This window comes from Streptomyces sp. CC208A (assembly GCF_030010625.1).
GTDB lineage: Bacteria > Actinomycetota > Actinomycetes > Streptomycetales > Streptomycetaceae > Streptomyces.
This window is the reverse complement of sequence record NZ_JASCXN010000044.1, coordinates 23338-42689: the sequence shown is the minus strand read 5'-3', so window position 1 is coordinate 42689 and position 19352 is coordinate 23338. Positions and strand designations below refer to the sequence as shown.

Here is a 19352-nt window from a genome sequence, read left to right as displayed (position 1 = left end):
GTACGGCGGGACGGCCCGGCACACCCCTGGTGTGCCGGGCCGTCCCGTGTCCCGTGCCCGTGTCCTAGCGGGTGCGGCGGGCCGGGCGCCGCCACGGGGTGAAGGTGAAGACCGCGCCGCCGAGGAGGATCGCCGTGCCTGCGACCAGACCGAGGGCGCGGAGGACGCCGCCGTCCTCGGCACCGGTCTGGGCGAGACCGCCACCGCCGGAGCCGCTGCCCGATCCGGAGCCGGATCCGGAGCCCGACCCGCTGCCGGACCCGGAGCCCGAACCGCTACCCGTACCGCTGCCGCTGCCGCTGCCCGAGCCCGTGGTGCCGGAGGTGCCGCCGGGCTGCTGGGCGGTGTCGAGGGTGAGGGAGGCCTCGACGGTGCCCTTCACCTGGCAGGGGATCTTGATGGGGTCGGCACCGGGGGCGAGGGCCACGGTGATGGTGAGGGCGCCCGGGGAGAGGGTGGCCTTGCCGGTGGCGCCGGGGCGGTAGGTGCCCTTCATGTCGGTGAGGCTCACCGGGTCGTTCATCTTGAGCGCGGTGGGGTTGGGCGCGCCGGTGACCTTGACGGTGCCGCTGTCGGCGCCGCCGACCTTGATGTCCATGCTGGGCGTGAGGGCCTTGGCGGGCAGAGGTGCCGGGCTGTTCATGACGCCCTTGGCCGTCTTGACCGTGAGGTCGTACGCGCCGCCGTTCTTCCTGGCGCTGATGGTGACCTTGGAGTCGATCGCGGCGGGGCCGGGGGGCGTACAGGTGAAGGCCACCTCGACCTCCTTGCCCGGGAAGTCGGTCTGACCGCCTCCGCCGCCCCCGGACCCGCCGCTGGACGAGCCACCGCTGGACGAACCTCCGTTGCCGGAACCCCCGCTGTCCGACCCGCCGCTGGACGACCCTCCACCGGAGGAGCCTCCCCCGCCGTCCTCCGTCACCTTGATCGTGGCGGCGACCGGGACCTGTTCCTTGGGCGTGCACTTGGTGTCCGTGGACATCGGCTTCGACACGTTGATGTCGTACGCGTCCGGGGTCAGCGTGACCTCGCCCGCCTTGGTGAGCTTCAGCGAGCCCTTCATGTCCGACAGCTTCATGTCGGTGTTCTTGGGGATCGGCGGGTTCTGCCGGGGGCCCTCCATGGCAAGGGTGCCGGTCTGCGCCCCGCCGACCTTCATGGTGCCGGTCGGCTTGACCGTGTTCTCCTGCAGGTCGATGAAGCCGGGGTTCTGGGAGGCCGGCTTCACCGTCTTCCAGACGACCTCGACGGTGTCGCCGACCTTCGCCGTGGCGGGCGCGGTGACCAGGACCGTGGTGGTGCCCTGGACCGGCGGGAGGCCGGAGATCGACGGCGGGACGCACTCCGTCCTGAACGAGACCTGGGCGGCCTGGGCGGGCCCGGCGGACAGCAGGATCCCCGCGCCGCCGAGCATCAGCGCGATCCCGGCCGCGCTCATCCTCCGTTGCGTGCTCACGAATGTCCCTTCCTCGTCGTCTGGCTGTTCTCGGACGGTGCGGAGTCGGGGAGGAACCACGGCAGGACCGCGGTCGTCCCGGGGCCGTCCGCGTCCGCCGGTACGGGGACGGGGACGGGGTCGCGGTTCCGGCCGCCGGCCCGGTCGACGAGGACCATGCCGATCCGGAAGAGGGCGGCGGGGACGACCACGGCGAGCAGGACCCAGAAGAGGACCACGCCCCAGGGCCGGCCCACCTTCCAGGGCTGTTCGGCCAGGAGCTTCCCGCCGTGGGAGACGGAGACCCGGTAGTCGCCGTGGGCGCCGGCGGAGAGCTCGACGTCCAGCTCGATCCGGGCCTTCTGCCCCGGTGCGACGGTGCCGCGCCACTGGTGCTCCTCGTCCTGCGGGGCGAGGACGCCGTGGGCGGTGCCGACGAGGAAGACCGGGTCGCGGACGGGGGCCGTGCCGAGGTTCCCGACGGTGAGGACGAGGGTGCGGCGCGGCGGCGCCCCGAACCAGGTCAGCACCCCGCTCGAACCCTCCAGGCGGGCGGCGGTGAGGACGGCGAGCCGCCCGTCGCCCGCGGTGTCGGGGAGCGGGGCGTCGGGGTGTCCGCCGACGGTGAAGGCGGCGTCGACGACGTCCTGCTGCCCGGTGACACCGGCGACGTGGACGACACAGGGGCACGGCTTGGGCGGGGCGACGACCGGCAGCTTCACGCTGAAGGCGCCGCGCGGGTCCACGGTGGCCGCTCGGCCGTCGGTGTTGGCGCACGAGTTGGTGCCGCCGACGACGCCCCGCTCGGGGGTGCCCTGGCCGCAGAGCAGCACCATGAGCAGCGCCCCCGCCTTCCAGCCGGTGCCGCTGACGGTGATCTCGCCGCCCTTGGGGGCCTGGTTCAGGGAGACCGCCACCGTGGGGTCCGCGGCGGCGGCCGGGTAGGCGGGGACCGCGGGGAGCAGGGCCAGGGCGAGGGCCGTGAGCAGCGCGGCCAGGGCCGTACGGGGGCGGGCGGCCGGTCTCCTCATGCGCGGGCTCCCTTCGTACGGACCCGGCCCCGGACCCGGCCCCGGCGCCTGTGCCGTATGCCGTACGCGGCTCCGCCCGCCGCCGCGAGCAGCAGGGCGGCCGTACCGGCGAGGGCGGACGCGGAGGCGAAGACGGCGGAGGTGGCGGCGGTGGCGGGGGCGGCGCCGGGGACGGTGGCGGTGAGCCGGACGGTGACGGAGTCGAGGGCGGGCGGGTCGGGCCAGGGCTCGGTGCGGGCGGCGCGCTCGCCGGGGCGGAGGGTGAGCGGCAGGGCGCGGTCGGGGCGGTCGAGGACGGTGCCGAGGAGGCCGTCGGCGCGGACGGCGAGCCGGGGGCGGTCGAGGACGGTGCTGCCGCGGTTGACCAGGGTGTAGTGGAGGGTGCCGGTGGCCCGGTCGACGCGGGCGTCCTCGACGGTGAGGGCGGCGAGCCGGGGGCCGCTGACCCTCAGCCGCAGGTCGACGTCGGCCCGGCGGCCGCCGGCCGCGGCCCGTACCGTGCCGCGGTGCTCGCCGGGCGGGGTCCCGGCGGCGACGGTGACGGCGAAGGGCACGTCGGCGCGGGTGCGGGCGGGCACGGTGACGGTGCGGGCGGCGAAGGCGACGGCGGCGGGCCCGTCGCCGGTGAGGGTGACGGTGAGCGGGCGAGGGCCCGGGTTGGTGACGGAGAGGGTGTCCTCCAGGACGCTGCCGGCGGGACCTTCCAGGTAGGCGTACGGCCGTCCGGCGGCGGGGGCGGCGGTCCACGGCGGGGCGGCGGCGGGGGGCGCGGCGCCGAGCGTGCCGAGGAGGACGCCTGCGGTGAGGAGCGCGTACCGGATCTTGATCATGGGCGGGCCGGGCGGGCCGGGCGGGCCGGGCGGGGGCGCCGGGTGAGCCAGAGGAGGCCGCCGACGCCGCCGAGGACGACGGTGCCGCCGAGGGTGCCGAGCGCGGCGGCGGTGGGGAGGCCGCCGGTCCGCGGCAGTTCGCCGCCGGGCAGGGCCTCGGTCACGTCCTCCTCCGGGAGGCCGGTGACGGTGAGGGCCAGGGAGGGCGCGGGGTCGTTCGCGGCCTTGCAGACGGCGGCGTCCATGCCGAGGGCGTGGACGGTGAGCAGTCCTGCGGTGAAGGTGACCGTGCCGTTGCGCTTCGGCGTGTAGGTGCCGGTGAGGGTGCCGATCCGGATGGGGGTGAAGGCCGGGATCGCGGCGGCGTTGGGGACGCCCTTCACCTTGACGGTGCCCTCGTCGTCGCCGCCGAGGACGAGGTCGGCGCGGGGGGTCATGACGCCCTTGGGGAGTTCGATGGGGCTGTCGGAGACGCCCTTGTCGAAGGTCATGGTGATCGCGTAGGCGTCGCCCTTCCTCTCGGCCGTGATGTCCACGGGCGAGACGGCCTCGCGGTCGCCGATCTTCGTCGTGCACGCGTACTTCACGTCGACGACCTCGGCGTGGGCGGCCGGGGCGGCGGCCAGGCCGGCCGGTCCCCAGACCGCGACGGCGGCCGTGAGCACGGCGGCCGTCCTCCTCCGGTTCGGTTTCCTGGACACCCGCGACCCCTCACCGCTCACCGCACGTTGCTGACGGTCTTTCAGATCGGGCGTCAAGGTACGCCCGGGGCCGTACGGAGGGAAGAAGCGCGACGGTGAAAGTCCTGCGCCCATGGTGGGCGGAGGGGCAACCGTCAGGCGGGGGAGGAGAGTTCGGCCCAGACCGTCTTTCCGGGGGCACCGGGGACGCGCTGGACGCCCCAGTCGAGACAGAGCCGCTGCACGATGAACATGCCGTGCCCGCCGGGGCGTCCGGCCCGGTGCGGGGTGCGGGGGGCGGGGTGGCCGGCGCCGCGGTCGGTGACCTCCAGGCGGATGGTCCGGGCGAGGCGGAGCACCCGGAGCCGCTCGGGGCCCTCGGCGTGCAGGCAGGCGTTGGTGACGAGTTCGGAGACGACGAGCAGGACGTCCTCGGCGGCGGCCCGGCGGTCGGCGGTGGCGGCGGGCAGCCAGCCCCACTCGGTGAGGGCGGTACGGGTGAAGTCGCGGGCGAGCGGGACGGTGCCGCTGGTCTCACCGAGCGCGAGCGTACGCACCTCGGAAGCCTGGTCCATCAGTGCTTCACCTCACCGGTCGACGAGACAGCAGGGGCAGGGACGAGAAGGGTGGTGCCGGGGGTCCTTCCGAGGGTCAGCCGGAACCGGGGAGGGCTGTGGCGAGGGTCTCGTGCACGGTGAAGACGGCCTCCGCGCCGGTGATCCGGAAGACCCGGGCCACCGCGGGCCGCATGGCCACCAGATGGACCCCGCCGTCGGCGGCCTCGGCCCGCAGCCGCGCCGCGAGGAGCACGTTGAGCCCGGTCGAGTCGCAGAAGCCGAGCTCCGCGCAGTCGACGACGAGCCGCGCGCGACCCGCGTCGAGGGCCGCGTCGAGCGGGGCGCGGAGCAGTTCGGCGGTGTGGTGATCGAGCTCACCCACCGGCACGAGGAGTTCGGCGCCGCCCGCCACGGCCCTGGCCTCGACCCGCAGCCGCGCGGGCTGCGCACTGCCGATGTGCTGGCGGTCCATGACCGATCCCTCCTAGCTCGCCTCGACTGAAGACCCTACAAGCGAGGCCCCTTCCGGTGCACACGAGCCCCCCGCAAAAGCACACGAACCGGATTATTGCCACTTGCAACGATCACCGGACAGAAGGTAGGGCTAGAAGGAACACCCGATCCAGCCGGCTTTGGAGGCGCCGCAAACCGCACCCGGACATCCATCCAGGAGGAGACGCATGTCACCCCGGCTCGACGCCCCGCGCACCCCCGGCGCGCCGTCGACATCAGTCCTGCCCCGTCCCACCACCGATCCCACCCCCGCCCCGCCCCCGGCGCCCGCTCTCCCCCCGGCGCTCGACGGGCCCCTCGACCGGGTCGCCCCGGCCGACGCGCGGGCGCTGTCGAAGGAGCTCTTCGGCCGGCTCGCCGAGCTGGAGGAGGGCACCCACGAGCACGCGTACGTCCGCAACACGCTCGTCGAACTGAACCTGGCCCTGGTCCGCTTCGCCGCCGCCCGCTTCGGCACCCGCAGCGAACCCATGGAGGACATCGTCCAGGTCGGCACGATCGGCCTCATCAAGGCCATCGACCGCTTCGAACTCGCCCGCGGCGTCGAGTTCCCCACCTTCGCGATGCCGACGATCATCGGCGAGATCAAGCGCTTCTTCCGCGACACCTCCTGGTCCGTGCACGTCCCCCGTCGGCTCCAGGAGCTCCGCCTCGACCTCGCCAGGGCCGGCGACGCCCTCTCCCAGCGGCTCGACCGCGCACCCACCGTGGCCGAACTCGCCGAGGAACTCGGCCTCTCCGAGGACGAGGTCGTCGAGGGCATGGCCGCCAGCAACGCCTACACGGCCACCTCGCTCGACGCCCAGACCGAGGACGACGACCACGGTCAGAACGAGGCCACCCTCGCCGACCGGCTCGGCTACGAGGACCACGGCCTGACCGGCATCGAGTACATCGCCTCCCTCAAGCCGATGATCGCCTCGCTGCCCGAGCGCGAACGGCTCATCCTGTCGCTCCGCTTCGTCAGCGGGCTCACCCAGTCGGAGATCGGCGCCGAACTCGGCATCTCCCAGATGCACGTCTCCCGGCTGCTCTCCCGCACCCTCGCCCGGCTCCGCCGCGGGCTCACCCTGGAGGAATGACCCCCGCCGGAGCGATCCGGCGGAATGCCCTCCACCGGCTCCCGCGAGCCGCCAAGATGGCCACGGAAAGGGCCCGTTCACGGTCTTCGACCCGGACGGGCCCTTCCGCGCTGTCGGAGCGTGAGCGCGAAGGTCCGCCAGGCGTGGCGTTGTTGACGGCCCGTCCGGAATGGGCGACATTGAGCCCGTGGATTCAGGGGGGAATCACATGGTTTCTGCGTACGCGGACCTCGAAGAACGCATGCGCGCACGGCTGGGGGGCCGCGCCTGCCTCTACGTGCCCTCGTGCCGCTTCGGCCTCTACCTCGCGCTGCGCCGCTGGTGCGCGCCGGGCGGGCGGGTGCTCATGTCGCCCGTCAACGACGACGTGATCTTCTTCGTGGTGCTCGCCGCCGGGCTGCGTCCCGTCCAGGCACCGCTCGACCCGAGGGACGGCTCCCTCGACCCGGCGGCCGTCCCCGACTCCGTCTGGTCCGGGCTCTCCGCCGTCCTCACCACCAATCTGTACGGGAACCCCGACCCGGCACCGGCTCTGCGCGCCCGCTGCGACCGGCTCGGCATCCCGCTCCTGGAGGACGCCGCCCACGCCATCGGCACCGGCGTCGGCGGCCGGCCGGTCGGCGCCTGGGGCGACGCCTCCGTCTTCAGCCTCTCCAAGCACACCGGCGCCAAGACCGGCGGCTTCCTCTCCGTCGCCGACCCCCGGCTGCGCGACGGGCTCGCCGCCGAGCGGGACGCACTGCTCCACCGGGCCAGGATCACTCGAGAACTCGCCTACCTGGCCCGCCCGTACGCCGAGTCCGCCGCCCGCGGCCTGCGCCTGGCACGCCCCGCCCACGCCGCGCTCCGCGCCCTCGGCCTGCACGAACGGCCCGGGATCCGGATGCCGTTGCGCGCCGAGGAGCTGCGGCGGGCCCTCGACGCGGCGCCCGCCCTCGAACCCTTCCACTCCTGGATCCGGGTCGACATGCACACGTACCGGCTCCGCCCCGGCGCCGCCCGGCTCGCCCGCACCCGCCGCAGGTTCGCCGCCCTCGACACCGCCCTCGACACCCACCGCGCCGGCACCGCCCGCCTCCTCGCCAGCGAGTACTCCGCCCGGGGTCTCCCCGAGGACGGCGATGTACCGCCGCTCTTCCGGGTGCCGCTCCTCGTCGAGGACCGGGACGCCGCCGTCGCCGCCCTCGCCGCGCGCCGGATCACCGTCGGCTACCTCTACGACCCGCCGCTCGACGCCTACGCCGGGGAGGCGTTCACCGACCCCTCCCCCGCCCCCGCGCCCGCCGCCTGGTTCGCCCGGCACGCCCTGCCGGTGGACCCGCGCCGCGCCGACGAGGCCCTCGCCGTCCTGCGTGCCTCCGGCGCCCGGCCCGCCACGCCCTCGCCCGCCCTCGGCGGCGCCCGGTGACCGAGACCGTACGGGCACGGGGCACAGAGCCGGGGGCCCCGGACGCCCCGGAGGTGCCCGGCGCCGGTGCCTCGGAGGCGAAGGCCGACGTCGAGGACTCGTCCGGCGGCGGGGACTCGCTCTTCCGCAACGCCTACGCCCTGATGTTCTCCACCGGCGTCTCCGCCGCCCTCGGTCTCGGCTTCTGGCTGGTCGCCGCCCGCTACTACACGGAGGAGGCCGTCGGCCAGGGCTCCGCCGCCATCGCCGCCCAGCGGATGCTCGCCTCCCTCACGGCGACCACCCTCTCCGGCGCGGTCGTCCGCTACGTCCCCCGGGCCGGCCGCGCCACCGGCCCGCTCGTGGCCCGCCTCTACCTGCTCTCCACGGTGGTGGTGGCCGCCGCCTCCGGGATCTTCCTGCTCACCCTGGACTGGTGGGGGCCCTCGTACGCCCCGCTCGGCACCCTCTCCGCCGGCCTTTTCTTCACCGTCACCTCCGTCGGCTGGGCGCTGCTCACCCTCCAGGACGGCGTCCTCACCGGCCTGCGGAAGGCCTTCTGGGTACCGGTCGGCAACGCGGTCTTCTCCGTCGGCAAGCTGGTGCTGCTCGTCGTCTTCGCCGCCGCCCTGCCCGTCCTCGGCGTCTTCGTCTCCTGGGCGGCGGCGATCGCCCTCTCCACGGTCCCGCTCGGCTGGCTGGTCTTCCGCCGGCTCATCCCCCGGCAGGCCCGCGCCGACCGGGACCGCGAGCCGCCCTCGTACCGCGAGATCGGCCGTTTCGTCGCCGGGGACGCCGTCGGCGCCCTCTTCAGCCTCCTCATGATCAGCCTGCTGCCGGTCATGGTCGCCGTCCGCTTCGACGCCGCGCACAACGCCTTCTTCTACACGGCGTACACCGTCGGCGGCACCATGGAGTTCATGGCCATCAACATGGCCTCCTCGCTCACCGCGCACGCCTCCCACAGCCCCGAGTCCCTCGCCGAGGGCGTCCGGGGCGCGCTGCGCCGGATGACGCTGCTGCTCGTCCCCGTCGTCCTCGTCCTCGTCCTCTTCGCCCCGCTGATCCTCACCCCCTTCGGCCAGGGCTACGCCGACAACGGCTCCCTGGTGCTGCGGCTGCTGGCCGCCGGGGCGCTCCCCCGGGTCGCGGTGGAGCTGTACATCGGGGTGCTCCGCGTCCAGGGCCGCACCGGGATGCTCGCCGTCGTGCAGGGCGGCATGTGCGTCCTGGTGCTCGGCGGCGCGGCCGTCCTCCTCGGCCCGTTCGGCATCGGCGGGGCCGGGATGGCGGTGCTCGGCGGGATGACGGTGATGGCCCTGGTGTGCGTGCCGGGGCTGCGGGCGGTGCTGAAGGGGCGGGGCGCGGGGGTCCCCGACCCTGTGCAGCCCCCCGACGACGACGGCTACGGCACCACCTGGGCGCGGCAGGCCGCCGGTGCCACCGACACGGTGACGCCCGCGTTCGGCGTCCCGGTGTACGTTCCCCGGCCGCGCGCCCCCGTACGCGGCACACCGCCGCCCCCCGCGCGGGACTGGTCGGCCCCCGCCCTCTGGGCGCTGCTCGGGGCCGCGGCCCTGGCCTTCTGGCTGCCGCTCGCGGTCGCGGGACCGCTCGACGCGGCCCGGCTCTCCGGTACGGCCCTGCTCACCGCGCTGCCGGTGCCGGCGCTGGTGGCCGGTCTGGCCCTTGTCGCCCTCCAGGGCGCGGCGGTCGGCCGACGCGCCTTCCGCGGCCCGTACGCGGCGGCGGTGCTGCTCGCCACCTTCCTCGCCCTGCACACCGCCGCGCCGCTCCTCGGCCTGCTCCCGCCGCCGGCCGCGGGCCCGGGCGCCGAACTTCTCGGCACGGGCCCGGCGTCGTGGCTCGCGCCGGTGGCGGCGCAGGGCCTGTGCCTGCTCCTGGCGGCGGTGCTGCTGCGGATCCTCGGCGCGGGCGGCCGGGCGACGGCCGGCGCGGTGTGGGTCCTGGTGTGGGCCGGCTGGGCGGCGCAGCAGCCCCTCGCCGCCGCCCCGCTCCCGATGCTCCTCGGCCTGACCGGCCTCACGATGGCGGCGTACGCGATCCGGGGCCTGCGACGCCCCTGAGGCCCCCGTTCAGCGGCGCGGCAAGGGCTGCTTGAAGTACGGCGCCTGACCGGCCACCTTGTAACCCTCAAGGCCCGGCCCCGAGTCGACGGTGAGGTCGCAGCCGGGTCCCGGCACGGCCCGGTTCCAGTGGACGTACGCCTTGGCCTCCGGCAGGTTCGGCGCGACCTCGGGGATCCGCGCGTACCAGTCGCGCTGCCGCTCGGGGCGCTGGGGGTCGGGGGCGGTGGCGAACTCGGCGAGCATGAGGGGCTTCTGGTCGGAGATGTTCTTCCGGAGCCAGTCGTAGGACGGGCGTTGGCTCTTCTCGAAGTCCAGCCAGTCGGGCGACTTGTGGCAGAGGTAGTAGTTGTACTGGTCCATGCCGATCCAGTCGACGTAGGCATCGCCGGGGTAGAGGGCCTTCATCGTGTCGGCGTTGTCGGTCCAGCCGGAGACGGTCCACACCCACACCACGTTGGTCGCGCCGAGTTCGCGGAAGCGGTCGTGCAGGTGGCGGTAGGCGGCCACGTACTCCTCCGGGGTTCCGGCACCCTCCGGGATGCGGAAGTCGGCCTCCTGGTCGAAGGAGAGGAAGACCCGCTTGCCGTACGCCTTGATGCGGCGGATCTGCGGGTCGATGATCTCGGCGTCGTACCGCCCGGAGGCGATGTTCTTCCAGCCGAGCTGTTTCTCGGTCCAGTTGGCGTGGTGCTTCTCGGTCCAGACGGTGGACTCCCAGGCGAGCATCAGGAGCCGGTCACGGCCGAGTTCGACCTCGTCGGGGGTGAGCAGTTCGCCGTCGGCCTCGCTCCCGGACATGTCGTGGTACGTGTAGACCAGGTCGAGCTTGCGGCCGATCTTCTCCTCGAAGGCGTACACCGGCCGGGTCAGCGAACTGTCCTCGTCGTACGGGATGTACGCGCCCCACCAGGCCCCGCAGGGCGCCACGAGCCGGGCGTCCGGGAGGCAGCGTCCGTCGTCCTCCGTGAGGGCGGCCCACACGCCGATTCCCGCCGTCAGGGCTCCGACGGCGGCGAGCGCCACCGCGATGCGGCCGGTGGCCCGGTCCCGGGCGTGCCGCCGGGTCACCGTTTCTCACCTCGTCCGCGGGTGCGGAACCGGAAGGCCGGTCCTGCGGAGCCGGCTGGCTCGGGCTCGCCCGCGCCGGGGAGGGCGGCGGGCAGCGGGACGCCGGGGAGCAGGGCGACGACGGTGACGAAGGCGGCCAGGATCCCCAGGAAGACGCCGGTGCTGAACGCGTCCGCGAGGAAGAGGCCCGTGGCGGTGAGGGTGGCGAGGGAGAGGCTGAGCGGGGCCGCGAGGGCGAGGACCTCCAGGCGGGTGCCGGGGCGCGGGCCGGTGGGGCGGGGCGTCAGGAGGGCGAGGCCGGGCGCGAGCCCGACGAAGGCGAGGACGGGGATCCAGCGGAGGGGGGAGCCGCCGGGCAGGGCGGTGGCGGCGAGCGCGACCCAGCCGGAGGCGGCGAGGGCGGCTCTGCGCGGGGCGGTGGCGAAGCGCGGGAGGGCCATGGCGTACCTGCTCCTTCGGTCGGTCGGTCGCACAGCGGGGTGTCGGGGTTCTCAGCCGGTGGTGGGCGTGTAGCGCAGCACGATGCCGGGCCGGCCCTCCTCCACCACCGTGAAGAGCGGGGACTCCTTCAGGGCGGTGATCAGGGTGTCGAAGCCGCCTGCCGGGAGATAACCCTCGCCGATGACGGCCTCGGCCTGGGTGGGGGTGAGGATCACGTAGGCGGGCCGCCCGGCGGGGATGCCGCCGGCGAGGTAGCCGGCCGGGTCCTTCAGCATGCGGAGGTTCTCGTCGACCTCCTGCTCGGTGAAGAACCAGCGCTCGTAGCGGTCGTAGCGGTAGTACGCGTCGGAGAAGGCTCCCGTGGCGGCGAGGATCAGCGCCCCCTCGGGGGCCCGGTCGAGGGCGCGGCGGGTGAGCGCGGTCTCGGCGGGCGGGGCGTAGTGCATGCCCTCCTTGCCGTAGTACGAGGGCAGGAAGCCGGCCAGCATGGCGAGGAGGGTGAGCGGCAGGGCGACGGTCACGACCCGGCGCGCGGTGCGTGCGGCGCGGCTCGCCGCCCCGGCGGCGGGGACGAGCGCGGCGGCGGCGAAGAAGGCGGCGCCCGGCAGGCCGAAGAGGTAGACGCGGAAGATCATCTCGCCGCCGTAGTCGTTGACCGCGACCAGCGGGGCGGGTGCGGCGGCGGCGAGGATCAGCGGTAGTGCGCTGCGGGCCAGCCTGCGGCGGAGCAGGACGGCGGCGGTGGCGAGCCCTCCGAGGACGAGGATCATGAGGACGTTGGCGCTGCCGACGAGCTCGGGTCCGGGGCCCGTGGGCTCACCGGCGAAGCCGGGCCGGGAGTTGGCGAGCAGATCGCCCAGCTTCTCGCCGAGGGTGGAGAGGGTGGTGAGGAAGAGTTCCCGGCCCATGGTCAGGTACCAGGTGAGCATGAGGGCGCCGGCCGTGGCGAGCAGGCCGAGGTTGCGGTAGCGGCGGGTGAGGCAGAGCGCCGCGAGCGTCACGCACAGCATCAGCGGGGTGAGCTGGTGGGCGGCGTTGATGGCGGCGACGAGGGGGATCAGGAGGAGGACCGCGCCGAACCGCTGCCGGACGGAGGTGGCCGGCGGCACGGCGGCGGCCGCCGGGTCGAGGACGGCCCGGTCCCGCAGCCGGCCGGCCGAGCCGGGCCGCACGAAGTGCCGGAGGACGACGGCGAGGACGGTGAGGTGGAGCAGGTAGGAGAAGCCCTGCGGGGAGAGGTAGTCCTGGCCGACCCAGTTCGCGAGCTGGAAGATCCACACCGCCGTCCACACCAGCCGCCAGTCGTCGCTGAAGGTGCGGTAGACGAGGACGAGGACGGGCAGGGTGAGCAGGCCGAGCGCGACCGGCGCCCAGTTGATGAAGGAGGCGGCGGCGTCCACGCCGAAGGCGCGGACGAGGGCCGCGTCGAGGGCGAAGAAGCCGGGCCACTGGTCGTAGGCGGACATGCCGCCGGAGAGTTCGGTGCCGGGGTGGACGGTGCCCTCCGCGAGCAGCCGGCTGATGATCGCGTCGTGCTTGGACGCCCAGGCGTAGCGGACGGTGTCGTAGAGGACGGCGGGCGGCGCCTTGAGGGCGACGAGCATGGCCGCGCAGTAGACGGCGGGCCAGGCGGGAGAGGTGCCGGCCCGGCGGAGGCTGAGGACGAAGCCGAGAGTGAGGACGGCGAGGGTGGCGTAGAAGGCGGCCGGGAAGCGGTCGAGCAGCCCGAACCCGTCGATGTGCCGGAAGTCGATGCGGGGCAGCGCCCAGAGCCAGAGCCCGGCGGCGAGGAGGAGGAGCGGGCCGAGGGTGCGGACGGCGGGAGAGCGGAGCCGTTCGGAGGCGGAACCCGGACGGGCCGGGGCGGGGGCTTCGGGCGCGGCTCCGGAGACGGCTCCGGGTATGGCTCCGGATGCGGCTTCGGGCTCCGTCCCCGCTGGTGTTCCGTCGTGTGGCGGCGTGCCCGTCTGGGCGGGTACGCCGTCGGTCACCGGTCCTGGTCCCTGCTTCTGCACGAGGCCCTCTCCCCCCACTGTCCCCTCCGACGAAGCAAAGGAACGTACTTCGGTTCTGTCGGCTCCACAACTCCCGTCTTGTGTACGGGCCTTGTCGATCTTGCCGGTTTCGCTCAGCCCGCGAACTCCGGCCCCTTCACCAGCGCCCGCGCCCTGCGGTAGAGCCGCCAGCCGACGGTGGGGAGCGAGTCGGGGTACGGGGCGGCCCTGGCGCCCCGGCCCTCCATCCAGGTCTCGACGTCGGCGGCGGTGTGGTCGCGGCGGACGATGAGCCGGGCGATCCGGAAGAGTTCGTCGGTCCGGGAGCTGAGGGCGTGCCGGACGGCGACGGCGGAGGCGTACCCGGCGGCCTTCGCGGCGCGGCGGACGGCGGGGCTGTTGTAGCCGTGCGGGTAGGCGAGGTGGAGCACCTCGCGCCCGAGGACGTCCTCCAACTCTGCTTTCGAGTCGCGCAGTTCGCGACGGAGGGCGGCTGGGCGGAGGGTGTCGAGCTGGGGGTGGCTGACGGTGTGGCCGCCGACCTCCATCCCGTACTCCTCCAGGCGGGGTGCCTGCGCCAGGGTCATCATCGGCGCGGGCGGCAGGAGACAGGGGCGGCCGGGGGCGAGGGCGCCGGTGGTGAGGTAGGCGGTGGCGGGCAGGGAGCGGGCGGCGAGCGCCTCGGCGGTGGGTCCTGCGAGGTCGGCGAAGCCGTCGTCGAAGGTGAGGACGACGGGCCGGGGCGGCAGCGGGGTCCCGGCGGTGAGGTGTCCGACGAGCGCGCCGACGGTGAGCGGGGTGCGGCCGCTGCCGGTGATCGCGTCGAGGTGGGAGGCGAACTGCCTGGGCGTGACGGTGAATTCGGCGATCCAGGCGGGCGGGTCGTCCATCACCGGGTGGTAGAGGAGGACGGGTATCCGGGTGTGCGCGGGGGCGCCGCTCATCGTGAACCTCCCCCGGAGATACGGGCCTTGGCGTAGCCGACCGGACCGTACAGCATGCCACGCCGCTCCAGGCGGGAGAGGGAGGCGGGCCACGGGTGGTGCCGGGTGCCGTGCTCGCCGGGCACCCCGCCGTCGCCCTCCCCCCTCCGCGCGGTCATGGTCCGGGCGTGCGCGAGGCCGCGCGGCAGCCGGGCGAGGAGCGCGGGCAGCAGGGCGGGGCGGCGGACCAGGGTCGCGGTGAGGTAGGCGGTGAGCCCGGCGCCGTACCCGTACGCCTGGTTCCGCAGGTCCTGCCAGGTCTCGCGGTGGTGGTGCCAGACGAGCGCGTCGGGCGTGTAGCGGAGCCGGTGCCCGGCGGCGAGGACGGCGACGAAGGCGTACAGGTCGTCGCCGCCCTTCGCCGGAGTCCCGGTGCCGGTGGCCGGGTCGAAGCCGCCCGCGCGGCGGAGCGCGGAGGCCCGGAAGGCCATGTTGGCGCCGGAGCCGAAGCTGCCCGCCGTGAACGGGAACAGCGGCTCGTCGGCGGGCGGCCGGGCCGGGTCGTACAGGCGGGGCGCGAAGCCCTTGGCGAAGCCGCCGTGGGATTCGAGGAGGATCTGCGCGGGGGTGGAGAGCCGGGCCGGCAGGATCAGGCCGGTGACGCAGCCGAGCCCGGGGTCTGCGGCGAACGGCGCGGCGAGCGCGCTCAGCCAGCGCGGGTCGGCGATCACGTCGTCGTCGGTGAAGGCCAGGACCTCGCCGCCGGCGGCGGCGACCCCGGCGTTGTGGGCGGCGGCGAGCCCCGGCCGGTCCTCGCGCACGTACCGGAGGCGGTCCGCGTACTCCTTGTACTCCTTCGTGACCAGGTCGTGGGTGGCGGAGGTGCGGGGCGCGTTGTCGACGACGATCAGCTCGTGGTCGGGGTGGTCCTGGGCGAGCAGCGAGTCGAGCGCGCGGGCGAGGGAGGCGGGGCGCTCGCGGGTGGCGACGACGACGGAGGCGGGGGGCGGGGGCGGGGTGGTGGCCGTCGGCTGCTGCCCCTCCGCCGCCGCGAGCCGTTCGGCGTCGGCGCGCGGTGTACCCGCCTCGGCCAGTCGCCCGGCCGCGAGCGCGGCGAGCGCCTCGGCGGGGTCCTCGCCCTCCTCGTACCGGCCGAGGACGGTGGCGGCGGGGCGGCCGTCGACGCGGACGAGGGCGTAGACGTCACCGGGGACGGGCGCGGGCGCACCGGGGGCGGGGCGGAGGCGGGGCCCGGCGGCGCCGAGGTCCAGCTCGGCGACGGATATGGCGGACTGCTGGTTCATCGGGGTTCCCTCAGGGGCGTGCGCGCGGTCAGCGGTCGCCGCGCAGGCGGGCGGCCGTGTTCAGGGCCTGGCGGGCGCGGGCCGCGAGGGCCGGCCGGGCGCGGACGTAGGCGTGGGCGGCGCGGACGGGTTCGCGGCGGAGCCAGTGGAGGGCGGTGCGCGGGTCGGGGCGGGTGACCGTCCCTTCGTACACGGTGAGTTCGCCGGTCTTCAGGGAGTCCTTGTACTCGGCGGTGCCGCGCCCGAGGTCGAGCAGCCCGATCCCGGCGGCCGCCGCGCCCTCGGCCATCCGCAGATGGAGGACGAGCCCCGGGGAGTACTTGGCGAAGGCGGGGTCGTACGCCGGGAACCAGCACGACAGGACGGTCGCCGACCGCAGCCCGAAGTGCGCGGCGACCGGCCGGTCACCGGCGTACAGGACGGACAGGACGCCGGAACAGCCGGGCGTGCGGTGTGCGTGCAGCCGGTGCACCAGGGTGCTGATCCACTCCTGGGCGAAGCGGTCGCCGCGCCCGGTGCGGCGGTACTGGGCGGACTTCCACTCCATGAGGGTGCGCAGCGCCGCCGGGTCGCGCTCGTCGAAGACGAACCGGAGCCCGCCGTCGGTCTGCCGGTCCAGCTTGCGCTCCTTCGCGAGGGTGGTCCGCAGGAACTTCGGCGACTGGACGCGCAGCAGCGCCTCGTACGCCGCGTACCCCTCGCCGACGTCGATGACGGGCGATGCGAAGGACTCCTCGGCGGCGCCCTCGAAGACGGGCTGCCCGGTCTCCAGGTTGTCGTACTCCCAGCAGACGAGCCCGCAGGCCCGCAGCAACGCCCGTGCTCCGGGCCGCAGTCCGGGCCGGAAGACCCCGCCCTGACTGTCGGAGACACCGAAGCCGATGGCCGTGCCGCGCCCCAACGGCCCCTTCTCGTACGGGAGGAAGCCGACGGGTTCGCCGTCCTCCCACCACACGGCGACCCGCGCGCGGGGCCGTACGGCTCCGACGGCGAGGGTGAACTCCGGTTCCATGAACGGGTTCGCGGGCGCCCCGGCCTTGGCCCTCAGCTCCCGCCACGCCCCGATCTCACGCTCGCCCAGCTCACTCGGACGCACGATCCGCACGTCCCGCACACGCCAAGCACTCACCTAGCCGACCCCCCGGTCATCCCCCGAGCACTGCCAGGACAGGACGGTACCGGTCCGAACCGCTCCTCGGCAGGCATACTCGGCGTTTCGATCACGGAGGGGGACGAGGGTGACCGGGCGACTGGTGGGGCGGGGGCGTTCCGCCGACGTGTACGAGGTCGGCGGCGACGACGGCGGCTGGGTGCTGCGCCGCTACCGCGACGGCGGCGACGCGGAGCGCGAGGCGCGTCTGATGGCGCGCCTCGCCGGGGCGGGCTACCCGGTCCCTGCGGTACGGGAGGCGGCGGGGCCGGACCTGGTCCTGGAGCGCCTCACGGGCCCGTCCCTGCTGGACGCCCTGCTGGCGGGCGCGTACGAGCCGGAGCCGGCCGGGGCCCTGCTGGCGAACCTGCTGCACCGGCTGCACACACTGCCGGGCGGGGTGGTGCACCTGGACCTGCACCCGGGGAACGTGATGCTGACCGAGGACCGGGGGCCGGTCGTCATCGACTGGCGTACGGCGGAGGAGGGCGCCGATCCGGGCCTGGACCGCGCCATGTCGGCGCTGCTCCTGGCGGAGGTGGCCGTCTCGGAGGAGCCGTACGCCCCCGGCGCGCGGGGCGGCCTCGCCGCCCTCCTCGCGGCGGCACCCGGCCCGCTCCTCCTGGCGGAGGCCCGCACCCGCCGGGCCGCCGATCCGAACCTGACGGCGGGGGAGGTCGCCGCGCTGGGGCGGGCGGAGGGGCTGGTACGGAACCTGGTGGGGTGAGTCCCCGGGGCCCCGGCCTCAGGAGGTGGGCCTGCGGCGGACCTCGGAGCTCTTCACGTCCTCCGTCTCGGGGGCGCCGAAGGGCTCGGCGAGCACGCCGTCGCGGGTGCCGGTGACCTCCAGGACCAGGTTGTTCCCCATGAAGCGGAGGTCGAGGCGGACGCGGGGCGCGCCCTCGTGGTCGGGCATGGGGTGGATGCGGGACGGCGGGTAGTCCAGGGTGGCCAGCTTCTCCCCGAGAGCCGTGCGGTCGGCCGGGGCCGCGCCGGCGAACGCCTCCTGGACGCGGGCGGCGTGCGCCTTGCCCGTGCACTGGTCGAGGGGGGTCAGCGGCACCTCGTCGACGGGACCGGTCCTGGCGGGCTCGGGGGACGACGGCGGGGGCTCGGGGAGGCCCCGCGGCGGCTCCGTCGGCTGAAGCGGCTCGGGCGGCGTTTGGCCGTCGGCCGGCTCCTCGGTCGGGACCTCGGGCGGGTCCGGCAGACCGCCGGGGGCGCAGCCGTCCAGGACGCGGCCGATCAGGGCGAGGAACCGCAGCTCCGGGTCGGAGCTCTGCGCGAGTGCGTCGGACGGGAGCGACCTCGTCGGGGAGGGCGAGGGGGACGTCGACGACTGCGCGTGCGCGGCCTTCCCCGGCACCACCACGCTCGGGTCTGCACCCTCGGTGCCGCAGGCGGCCAGGGTGAGGGCGGCGGCGGTCGCGAGGGTGAGGGTCAGGGCGGTGTGCGCGAGGCGGCGCTTCGGGGTTCGCATGGGGGAAGCATGCGGGCGGCCGGGGGCCGCCCACATGAGTACCCGTACTCAACGCCCGCTTGGGGCAAGTGAGCTGTCAGCCGTCACTTCTGACGTACCGTCGGGCGCCCGCGCGCCACACCTCGCTCACCAGCGGCACGCCCGGCCGGTAGGCCAGGTGGACGTGGGAGGGGGCGTCGAGGACGGCGAGGTCGGCGCGGGCGCCGGGGGAGAGGCGACCTACGTCGGTGCGGCGGAGGGCCGCCGCGCCGCCGGCCGTGGCGGACCAGACGGCCTCGTCGGGGGTCATGCCCATGTCGCGGACGGCGAGCGCGATGCAGAACGGGACGGACGAGGTGAAGGACGAGCCCGGGTTGCAGTCCGTGGACAGCGCGACCGTCACGCCCGCGTCGAGGAGGCGGCGGGCGTCCGGCCATTCGGCGCGCGTGGAGAACTCGGCGCCCGGCAGGAGCGTGGCGACCGTGTTCCCGGAGGCCAGCGCGTCGACGTCGGCGTCCGTGAGGTGGGTGCAGTGGTCGGCGCTCGCCGCGTCCAGCTCGACCGCGAGCTGCACGCCGGGGCCGTACGAGAGCTGGTTGGCGTGGACCCTGGGGTGGAGGCCCTTCGCCTTGCCCGCGGCGAGGATCGCGCGGGCCTGGTCGCCGTCGAAGGCTCCCTCCTCGCAGAAGACGTCGACCCAGCGGGCGTACGGGGCGCAGGCGTCCAGCATCTCGCCGGTGACGAGGCCGACGTAGGCGGCCGGGTCGTCGGCGTAGTCCGGGGAGACGATGTGCGCGCCGAGGTACGTCACCTCGTCGGTGTGCTCGGCGGCGATCCGCAGCGCGCGGGCCTCGTCCTCGACGGTCAGGCCGTAGCCGGACTTCGTCTCGAAGGTCGTCGTGCCCTGGCGGAGGGCCTCGCGGAGGTAGCGGGCCACGTTGGCGGAGAGTTCGGCGTCGGTCGCGGCGCGTGTCGCCGCGACCGTGGTGCGGATGCCGCCCGCCTTGTAGGGCCGGCCCGACATGCGGGCGTTGAACTCGGCGGTGCGGTCGCCCGCGAAGACGAGGTGGGAGTGGGAGTCGACGAAGCCGGGGACGACGGCTCGGCCCCCGGCGTCGACCTGCCGGTCCGCCGTCGGGGCCTGGGCCGCCGGGCCCGCCCACGCGACCGTCTCGCCGTCCAGGACGAGGGCGGCGTTCTCGATGAGGCCGAGGGGGGAGCCGTCGCCGAGGGCGGGGTCGTTGGTGACCAGGCTGCCGATGTTCGTGATGACCGTGGTCGTCAAGGTGCTCTCCGGTGGGGGCGGGCGGGGGTGGTGCGGGCCGGTGGGCCGGTGGGCCGGTTCGTGCCCACCCTCCCCCAGAGGGGGGACCCCCAGCCCTGCGGAACGGGGGGCACAACCGGGCGA

Annotated in this window: 18 protein-coding genes; 4 read left to right on the top strand and 14 right to left on the bottom strand. The window is 75.0% G+C overall.

The genetic code is table 11. The annotated features are described in order from the left end of the window. Nucleotides 1–64: 64 nt before the first annotated feature. The 6 genes from QK442_RS32460 to QK442_RS32435 form a co-directional block, all read right to left on the bottom strand. Nucleotides 65–1438, bottom strand: coding sequence for a hypothetical protein (locus QK442_RS32460; protein ID WP_282697704.1), 1374 nt, complete (start codon nt 1436–1438; stop codon nt 65–67). 14 nt (nt 1439–1452) lie between these two features. Continuing rightward, nucleotides 1453–2466: a hypothetical protein gene (locus QK442_RS32455; protein WP_282697693.1), complete on the bottom strand. Its 1014-nt coding sequence runs from the start codon at nt 2464–2466 to the stop codon at nt 1453–1455. After that, nucleotides 2463–3296, bottom strand: coding sequence for a hypothetical protein (locus QK442_RS32450; RefSeq protein WP_282697692.1), 834 nt, complete (start codon nt 3294–3296; stop codon nt 2463–2465). The genes QK442_RS32455 and QK442_RS32450 overlap by 4 nt, the downstream gene beginning before the upstream one ends. Then, the gene (locus QK442_RS32445) at nt 3293–3961 is read right to left on the bottom strand and encodes a peptidase (protein WP_282697691.1); all 669 of its coding nucleotides are present in this window, start codon (nt 3959–3961) and stop codon (nt 3293–3295) included. Before QK442_RS32445 ends, QK442_RS32450 begins: the two co-directional genes overlap by 4 nt. A 170-nt stretch (nt 3962–4131) precedes the next feature. Continuing rightward, nucleotides 4132–4551 (bottom strand): ATP-binding protein, encoded by a 420-nt coding sequence (locus QK442_RS32440; protein ID WP_282697690.1) that lies wholly within the window; start codon nt 4549–4551, stop codon nt 4132–4134. A gap of 76 nt (nt 4552–4627) precedes the next feature. Then, the gene (locus QK442_RS32435) at nt 4628–5005 is read right to left on the bottom strand and encodes an STAS domain-containing protein (RefSeq protein ID WP_282697689.1); all 378 of its coding nucleotides are present in this window, start codon (nt 5003–5005) and stop codon (nt 4628–4630) included. Nucleotides 5006–5213: 208 nt separating this feature from the next. On the opposite strand from QK442_RS32435, the gene QK442_RS32430 reads away from it, so the two are divergent. From QK442_RS32430 to QK442_RS32420, 3 genes are all read left to right on the top strand, one after another. Further along, nucleotides 5214–6128 carry an RNA polymerase sigma factor SigF gene (locus tag QK442_RS32430; protein WP_282697688.1) on the top strand — a complete coding sequence of 305 codons (915 nt, stop codon included), beginning with the start codon at nt 5214–5216 and terminating at the stop codon, nt 6126–6128. A gap of 208 nt (nt 6129–6336) precedes the next feature. Continuing rightward, entirely contained in the window at nt 6337–7536 is a 1200-nt protein-coding gene (locus tag QK442_RS32425) for a DegT/DnrJ/EryC1/StrS family aminotransferase (protein ID WP_282697687.1), read from the top strand. 53 nt (nt 7537–7589) lie between these two features. Next, nucleotides 7590–9602 carry a lipopolysaccharide biosynthesis protein gene (locus QK442_RS32420; RefSeq protein WP_282697703.1) on the top strand — a complete coding sequence of 671 codons (2013 nt, stop codon included), beginning with the start codon at nt 7590–7592 and terminating at the stop codon, nt 9600–9602. Between the two features lie 9 nt (nt 9603–9611). Here QK442_RS32420 and QK442_RS32415 read toward each other — a convergent pair whose 3' ends face one another. From QK442_RS32415 to QK442_RS32390, 6 genes are all read right to left on the bottom strand, one after another. After that, nucleotides 9612–10673, bottom strand: coding sequence for a glycosyl hydrolase (locus QK442_RS32415; protein ID WP_282697686.1), 1062 nt, complete (start codon nt 10671–10673; stop codon nt 9612–9614). Then, nucleotides 10670–11113 carry a hypothetical protein gene (locus QK442_RS32410; RefSeq protein WP_282697685.1) on the bottom strand — a complete coding sequence of 148 codons (444 nt, stop codon included), beginning with the start codon at nt 11111–11113 and terminating at the stop codon, nt 10670–10672. Before QK442_RS32410 ends, QK442_RS32415 begins: the two co-directional genes overlap by 4 nt. 51 nt (nt 11114–11164) lie before the next feature. Further along, on the bottom strand, nt 11165–13129 hold the full coding sequence (locus QK442_RS32405; protein ID WP_282697684.1) for a hypothetical protein: 1965 nt from the start codon (nt 13127–13129) through the stop codon (nt 11165–11167). A 113-nt stretch (nt 13130–13242) separates the two neighbouring features. After that, complete coding sequence (locus tag QK442_RS32400; RefSeq protein WP_282697683.1) at nt 13243–14052, bottom strand: polysaccharide deacetylase family protein; 810 nt, start codon at nt 14050–14052, stop codon at nt 13243–13245. After that, nucleotides 14049–15335, bottom strand: a complete 1287-nt coding sequence (locus QK442_RS32395; RefSeq protein WP_282697682.1) for a glycosyltransferase family 2 protein — start codon at nt 15333–15335, stop codon at nt 14049–14051. Before QK442_RS32395 ends, QK442_RS32400 begins: the two co-directional genes overlap by 4 nt. A 28-nt stretch (nt 15336–15363) precedes the next feature. Continuing rightward, nucleotides 15364–16440 (bottom strand): GNAT family N-acetyltransferase, encoded by a 1077-nt coding sequence (locus QK442_RS32390; RefSeq protein WP_282697702.1) that lies wholly within the window; start codon nt 16438–16440, stop codon nt 15364–15366. A gap of 133 nt (nt 16441–16573) precedes the next feature. Here QK442_RS32390 and QK442_RS32385 point away from each other — a divergent pair, with 133 nt between their 5' ends. After that, nucleotides 16574–17212: a phosphotransferase gene (locus QK442_RS32385; RefSeq protein WP_282697681.1), complete on the top strand. Its 639-nt coding sequence runs from the start codon at nt 16574–16576 to the stop codon at nt 17210–17212. 18 nt (nt 17213–17230) lie between these two features. On the opposite strand, the gene QK442_RS32380 is transcribed toward QK442_RS32385, so the two are convergent. Next, a complete protein-coding gene (locus QK442_RS32380; protein ID WP_282697680.1) occupies nt 17231–17965 on the bottom strand; it encodes a hypothetical protein in 735 nt (244 codons plus the stop codon). A 76-nt stretch (nt 17966–18041) separates the two neighbouring features. Next, on the bottom strand, nt 18042–19229 hold the full coding sequence (gene hutI, locus QK442_RS32375; protein WP_282697679.1) for an imidazolonepropionase: 1188 nt from the start codon (nt 19227–19229) through the stop codon (nt 18042–18044). Nucleotides 19230–19352: the final 123 nt, after the last annotated feature.

Bases quoted from the DNA above. Each gene is read 5' to 3' on its own strand.
- QK442_RS32460 (WP_282697704.1), bottom strand. From the start codon at position 1,438: ATGAGCGCGGCCGGGATCGCGCTGATGCTCGGCGGCGCGGGGATCCTG.
- QK442_RS32455 (WP_282697693.1), bottom strand. From the start codon at position 2,466: ATGAGGAGACCGGCCGCCCGCCCCCGTACGGCCCTGGCCGCGCTGCTC.
- QK442_RS32450 (WP_282697692.1), bottom strand. From the start codon at position 3,296: ATGATCAAGATCCGGTACGCGCTCCTCACCGCAGGCGTCCTCCTCGGC.
- QK442_RS32440 (WP_282697690.1), bottom strand. From the start codon at position 4,551: ATGGACCAGGCTTCCGAGGTGCGTACGCTCGCGCTCGGTGAGACCAGC.
- QK442_RS32435 (WP_282697689.1), bottom strand. From the start codon at position 5,005: ATGGACCGCCAGCACATCGGCAGTGCGCAGCCCGCGCGGCTGCGGGTC.
- QK442_RS32430 (WP_282697688.1), top strand. From the start codon at position 5,214: ATGTCACCCCGGCTCGACGCCCCGCGCACCCCCGGCGCGCCGTCGACA.
- QK442_RS32425 (WP_282697687.1), top strand. From the start codon at position 6,337: ATGGTTTCTGCGTACGCGGACCTCGAAGAACGCATGCGCGCACGGCTG.
- QK442_RS32410 (WP_282697685.1), bottom strand. From the start codon at position 11,113: ATGGCCCTCCCGCGCTTCGCCACCGCCCCGCGCAGAGCCGCCCTCGCC.
- QK442_RS32400 (WP_282697683.1), bottom strand. From the start codon at position 14,052: ATGAGCGGCGCCCCCGCGCACACCCGGATACCCGTCCTCCTCTACCAC.
- QK442_RS32395 (WP_282697682.1), bottom strand. From the start codon at position 15,335: ATGAACCAGCAGTCCGCCATATCCGTCGCCGAGCTGGACCTCGGCGCC.
- QK442_RS32380 (WP_282697680.1), bottom strand. From the start codon at position 17,965: ATGCGAACCCCGAAGCGCCGCCTCGCGCACACCGCCCTGACCCTCACC.